The sequence below is a fragment of the uncultured Anaerovibrio sp. genome, assembly GCF_947302755.1.
Taxonomy (GTDB): Bacteria; Bacillota; Negativicutes; order Selenomonadales; family Selenomonadaceae; genus Anaerovibrio.
In genome coordinates this window covers 1-6103 of record NZ_CAMYWM010000142.1, presented here as the reverse complement: position 1 = coordinate 6103, position 6103 = coordinate 1, and the positions used below count along the sequence as shown (strand labels likewise).

Genomic DNA, 6103 nt, shown 5'->3' with positions numbered 1-6103 from the left:
TCAACTAAATTCAGATGGAGTTAAAACTCCACCTGAATAAGTTATCATTTTATCTTACAGTTTTTTGCATTTTTTTAGGTAAAAAATGATTTATTTTAACGCAAGTCAGCAGGAAATTTTCCAATTATAGAGAATTCTATAAATTGACTTAAGCTATCAAATTGTACTGATACGCGATGGTATAATTTACCATATAAGTGTGGGAAAATTTGAGTAAGTGGGTTATAATAAAAGTATATGCAGGGAAAGGGAGGTGGCATACATGGTTGATAAATTAAAGATTCTTATTACTGACGATTCAAAGCTGCTTAGAAAAAAGCTTCGTGCTGAGCTTGAATTGCTCGGTTGTGAAGTTATAGAAGCAGAAAATGGTAAGGAAGCCATTATGAAGGATCTTCAGGAGCAGCCTGATGGTGTTATTCTTGACATCGTTATGCCTGAAGTCGGTGGTATTGAGGCTCTCCAGGTAATAAAAGAAGTTAATCCTGAAATTCCTATTATCATGCTTTCGTCTGCAGGAACGTCCCAGAAGCTGAAGGAAACTTTGGAGCTGGGCGCCTTGGATTTCATTCAGAAGCCATATACTTCTGACCAAATTAGACAGGCTGTTGAGAGAATCCGCAGAAAGGTTGAGGAAAATGGGAAATAGATACTTTTCGCAGTATTTGTTAAATGCCGGTGTTTTGGAAATAAGCAACATCGGTCATATAATGCCCAAATCAACCAATGCTGTTCCTCAGCTGCCGATATTGGCAGTGGAAAAGGGCTTGCTGTCTGATGAGCAAATTGATGAGCTGACAGGTATGGAGGATTTGACCAAGGCATTGACGGATAAGAGCATATTATCCGATGACCAGATTAAAGCTTTACAAAATGAGGTCCCAAGCCGGTCTGCCCGTATGGCCCAGGTTGTGCTGGATGAAAGGCTGGCTGACCTTAAGACCTTGAACCGTTGCTTCAGGGAGAGCGGCGAGGAAGAGGTTCATCCTGTTGTGGCTGCGGTAAAGAAAATTGTCAGTACCTATGACGATTTGAACCCTGTGGGTGAGGTTTACGGTGAGTATGCTGAGCTCTTTGTGGGAGCCCTTCAACGGTTTATGAATACGGATGCAGTGGTGGTTACAGAACCGGCCGAGCCCGTTATTGAGGATTCTATTATCGTTTCCCAGAGCATGGGAGGCGCACTTTCGTTGTCAGCAGCTATTCTAAGCAAGAGTGATGTCTTTTTGGAAATGGCAGAGCGTTATAGCGATGAGGCCTTTCCGGAGGTAGACGAAATGGCGGAGGATAGTCTGGCAGAGTTCATGAATGTTATAAATGGATTGTATATCGTGGAGCAGTCTGTGAAGGCTGTGGATATGGATTTGGATATGCCGAAAATCGGCCGCAGTGCATGTCCTATGGCCAGCAGCCTGGTAGCTGTGCGTATAGTTACTGAGTTTGGCTCCTTTGTACTGTATCTGGCAGAGGATGACTTCATTTATTAGCATTTATGCACGAGATGTGTTAAGGTTTTTTGTACAAAATGAAGGCTAGTTCAGGTGGGGCTTTGTGCTCCATCTGAATTTAGCCGGAATTTAGCCGGTGTTTGGCGGGTGGTTATGCTGTCTTATGAAAGGGCGTATTGGCACCCCCTTGGCCTTGGGTAAGGGGCCTTCCGCTTGTGTCGGCTAGTGGTTGGTCTTATTGTGGCTCAAATTTTTGAAAAAATTGTTGACAAGCGTCTTGGCGTTTGTTACAATAATTTTCGTCGTGATGAGCCGACAGCAACTGAATAGTATTATACTAATTCAAACAGTGGAGAGTTGTCCGAGTGGTTGAAGGAGCACGCCTGGAAAGCGTGTGTACGGGTTACTGTACCGAGAGTTCGAATCTCTCACTCTCCGCCATTTTTATATCTGTAAATAAGTTGATTTTTTACAAGCGGTCTTTCTAAGATTGGACCGCAGTGTCTTGGTCTCGCGCAAGGCAGCCTCATGAACCTCGTCAGGTCCGGAAGGAAGCAGCGATAAGTGAATCGTTGTCTGTGCCGTGAGGTAGCCTGGGTACTGTGGCCCAATGTTGGAAAGACTTTACCTTACCAGTTTTGGTAAGGCTTTTTTTATGCCGAAAAATAGGCTGGTATGGTATAATATCCATGTATGTTTAGGAGGTGCGGTCATATGGCTTACAAGGCTTTGTACAGAAAATGGCGTCCGGATAATTTTGCCAATCTGGTGGGACAGGACCACGTCAGTCGTACCCTGGCAAACGCCATTAAAACCGGCAGAATAGGTCATGCCTATTTGTTTACTGGTCCCCGGGGCACCGGTAAAACCAGTACGGCAAAGATTTTGGCCAAGGCACTGAATTGTGAACAGGGGCCGACGGTGGAGCCCTGCAATAAATGTGAGGCTTGCCAACGCATTAATGCGGGAAATTCCATGGATGTATTTGAAATTGATGCGGCATCCAATCGGGGTATAGAAGCCATTCGGGATTTGCGGGAAAATGTTAAGTTCGCGCCGGTTAGCGGACGGTACAAGGTGTATATTATCGATGAGGTTCACATGCTGACCTCAGAGGCCTTTAATGCCCTGCTGAAGACTTTGGAGGAGCCTCCTGCCCATGTGGTGTTTATCATGGCAACCACCGAGATTCATAAGGTGCCTGCCACCATTCAGTCCAGGTGCCAGCGGTACGATTTCAAGCGAATAACCGTTGATGATATCCTTGGCCGTCTTAACATGGTGGTGGAGGATATGGGGGTTGAGGCTGAGGAGGATGCCCTGCGCATGATTGCGGTGAAGGCAGATGGCGGTATGCGGGATGCCCTGAGTATTCTTGATCAGTGCATTGCCCTTTCTGAACAACGGCTGACCATAGAGCGGGTTCAGCAGCTGCTGGGACTGGTGGGCAAGGAATGGCTGGATAAGCTGGTTTCGGCCCTGCAGGCACGCAATGGGGCAGAGGTTCTGGCAATGGTGGATGACATCATTCGCAGCGGCAAGGACCTGCAGCAGGTTCTGGGGGAGCTGGGACTCCATTTCAGGGGACTGATGATTTTTAAGGCCGCCGGTATGGTGGATGGCATAGATTATTATAGTCAAAAGGATGAGATCCTGAAAAAACAATCAGCCGGCTTTTCCCAGGAACAGATTGTCTGGATAATACGGCGCATTCATGAGGCTGTCAACGAAGTGAAATGGTCCCCTCAGCCGCGAATTGCCCTGGAGGCCGCATTGCTGGAAATTTGTCAGCGGGAAAGCAGTATAAATGCTTCATCGCCATCAAGCCGACAGGTGGCACAGACTCCGGCGGAGGATGGGCGTATTGCCCAGCTGGAGGCCAAGCTGGCCCAGGTGATGGGAATGATAAAAAACGGTGCAGCCTTGGGCGGTAATGCTTCCTCCAACATGGCTGCCGGCAATGTCCCCCAAAAGCAGGCCATTCAAGTCTCTGCGGCACCAACCTCCACACCAACACCTGCAGGGGTACGTACCACCGAAGATGGCTTGGAGCTTTGGGATAAAACCCTGAATTACCTTAGAACCAATGGTAAGGATCAGGTTATGGCCTGTATTCAGAACTGCAGCTTTATGGGAATGAATGAGTCTTATTTTGTGCTGGGGAGCCCCAAGGGGGTTATCAAGGGGCTTTTGGAGCGGCTTTACAGGCGCAATCTGGAGGAGGCCTTCAATGCTGTCAGCGGTCTCGGTCTGAGTCTCATGTGTCAGGAGTTGGAGGCGGTTCCTGAACCCACACCCCGTAAGGGGGCTATTCAGGAGGATGTTCCACCGCCTACGGATGAGGATTTTGGCATCAGTGAATTGACGGAGGACGCTAGAGAAAATCTTGATAAGGCCGTGGAGGTGTTTGGGGACGGTTTTGTTCATAGGGAGGATATTCAGTAGATTTTGAATTTGACGCATAAACCATATTTTGATAGCATTAGCGTATGATGTTTACAAATATTTTTGGATATTATTAAGGAGGAATAAATAATGTTTGGCGGTATGGGCGGCATGAACAATATGAATGGCATGATGAAAAAGGTGCAGAAGCTTCAAAAGCAGATGGCAGAAATGCAGGAGCAGCTGAAGCAAAAGACAGTAGATGTAACTGCAGGCGGCGGTGCCGTAAAGATTACCATGAACGGTGAAAAGGAAGTTAAGGGGATTGTCATTGACCCGGCAGCAGTGGATCCGGAGGATGTAGAGATGCTTCAGGATTTGTTGGCAGCGGCTTTCAACGAGGCTTCCAAGAAGGTGGATGAAATGATGACCAGTGAGATGGGCAAGCTTACCGGTGGTCTGGGTCTGCCTCCTGGAATGTTTTGATTTATGCAGTATATAGCACCCTTGGCAGAATTAATAGAGCATTTCCGGGCCTTGCCGGGTATTGGAAATAAAACAGCTGTACGCCTGGCTTATCATGTTTTGGATATGGACATGGAAAAAGCACGGGGGCTGGCTGGGGCCATTATGCGTGCCAAGGAAAAAATTGGCTATTGCAGGATATGCTTCAATTTAAGTGACGAGGATCCCTGTCGTATATGTAAATCTGAGGCCCGCGACCATTCCCTTATTTGCGTGGTGGAGCAGCCCCAGGACGTGGCTGCCATGGAACGGATGAGGGATTTTAAGGGGGTATACCATGTGCTGCATGGTGCCTTATCCCCATTGGAGGGAATTGGCCCGGAAAATCTCAGGATAAAGGAGTTGCTGAATCGCCTTCAGGATGACCGGGTCAAGGAAATTATTATGGCCACCAATCCCAACGTGGAGGGGGAGGCAACGGCAATGTATATTGCAAAGCTTCTAAAGCCAATTGGCGTTAAGGTGACCCGTATTGCCCACGGCTTGCCGGTGGGCGGGGATCTGGAATATGCTGATGAGGTTACCCTGTCCAGGGCCATGGAAAACCGAATTGAATTGTAGCTGTGTTTGCAGGCTGGCCCGGGTCAGCCTGCAAATTGTATTGTGGAGGAAGAAATGCTTACTTTTATTGGATTTGTACTGTTGGCAGTTTGTGTTTATATTATAGGCAAATTGATAGCACTGCCATTTAAAATCATAAAAAATATTGTGGTGGGATTAATCGTTGGCTCAGCCGCCATATGGGTGGTAAATCTTTTTGGCATGGGGATTGAGATGAATGTGGTCAACGCCTTGATTGCCAGTGTCGTAGTATACATAATTTCATCAATAATTTAAAAAAGGATTGACTTTTGATAAAAAACCATGTAATATAGGTCAAGTCGTCGCCAATAGCGCAGAGATGGACAGCAAGGGCGATAGGGTAGTGTATCCTTGTAATCTGAAAAGATATGTAAAAATAAAAAATAAAAAAGTTCTTGACAGACTACATTGAAAGAGATATACTAAATAAGCTGACTCACGAAGCAAAAGCTTCTGAGAAAGCGTTGGGATATTGATTAATATTCCCAGAAAAGAGTAATTCGCGAAGGGATTTTGTTGCAAGACAAGGCGCAACGACGAACCTGACCGAAACGTACATAAAGCGTACGTTGACGGAAGGTGAGGAGGAAGCAACACAGTATTGCGACAAAATAACAAGCGAGGGTGTTCTTTGAAAACTAAACAATGCAACAGGAATCATGCACACATGATTCAAGCCAGATGGATTGGAGCAACATCCATGAGCTAAGTTGCTTGCAACTGTAGCGAATGGCGAATGTTGCCCATGCCAAAACATCCCAAGAAATGAGTCCTTTGGACGAAATTGATTGGTTGATGTTGACGGCTAGGGTTACGTTCACAGGATTGGATATTGCTAACATACATAATAGTTTGTGCAAAACTATGAAATTCCTTTATTAAAAGGTAATTCTAAAACTTTAAGAGCCATTCAGGTTCTTCAAAATAATTTTTTTTGGAGAGTTTGATCCTGGCTCAGGACGAACGCTGGCGGCGTGCTTAACACATGCAAGTCGAACGGGAGGACATGTTTAACACTGAGCTACTGATGTAGCCTTCCCCTCTGGGGAAGGTGCCCGAAGGGCGGATGAGGTATCCCTGCGGGAATTAGTGGTTGAGTGTTAGACATGGACTCTAGTGGCAAACGGGTGAGTAACGCGTAGGCAACCTGCCCTTCAGATGGG

The 6103-nt window shown here is 46.4% G+C and carries 6 protein-coding genes, 1 tRNA gene, 1 rRNA gene and 1 other RNA gene; all 9 read left to right on the top strand.

The features are described 5' to 3' along the window. The first annotated feature begins 262 nt into the window (after positions 1-262). A complete protein-coding gene (locus tag Q0Y54_RS11155) occupies positions 263-649 on the top strand; it encodes a response regulator (RefSeq protein ID WP_297967824.1) in 387 nt (128 codons plus the stop codon). Then, on the top strand, positions 639-1487 hold the full coding sequence (locus tag Q0Y54_RS11150) for a hypothetical protein (RefSeq protein WP_297967820.1): 849 nt from the start codon (positions 639-641) through the stop codon (positions 1485-1487). Before Q0Y54_RS11155 ends, Q0Y54_RS11150 begins: the two co-directional genes overlap by 11 nt. Positions 1488-1799: 312 nt before the next feature. Next, positions 1800-1889: transfer RNA gene (locus Q0Y54_RS11145), tRNA-Ser, on the top strand. A 61-nt stretch (positions 1890-1950) separates the two neighbouring features. After that, positions 1951-2050: signal recognition particle sRNA small type (gene ffs, locus Q0Y54_RS11140), an RNA gene on the top strand. Between the two features lie 112 nt (positions 2051-2162). Next, a complete protein-coding gene (dnaX, locus tag Q0Y54_RS11135; protein ID WP_297967815.1) occupies positions 2163-3893 on the top strand; it encodes a DNA polymerase III subunit gamma/tau in 1731 nt (576 codons plus the stop codon). Between the two features lie 90 nt (positions 3894-3983). Beyond that, positions 3984-4319, top strand: a complete 336-nt coding sequence (locus Q0Y54_RS11130; RefSeq protein WP_297967812.1) for a YbaB/EbfC family nucleoid-associated protein — start codon at positions 3984-3986, stop codon at positions 4317-4319. Between the two features lie 3 nt (positions 4320-4322). Beyond that, on the top strand, positions 4323-4919 hold the full coding sequence (gene recR / locus Q0Y54_RS11125) for a recombination mediator RecR (RefSeq protein WP_297967809.1): 597 nt from the start codon (positions 4323-4325) through the stop codon (positions 4917-4919). A 54-nt stretch (positions 4920-4973) separates the two neighbouring features. Beyond that, positions 4974-5195, top strand: coding sequence for a pro-sigmaK processing inhibitor BofA family protein (locus tag Q0Y54_RS11120; protein WP_297967807.1), 222 nt, complete (start codon positions 4974-4976; stop codon positions 5193-5195). Positions 5196-5871: 676 nt separating this feature from the next. Further along, positions 5872-6103, top strand: a 16S ribosomal RNA gene (locus Q0Y54_RS11115); the annotation flags it as partial.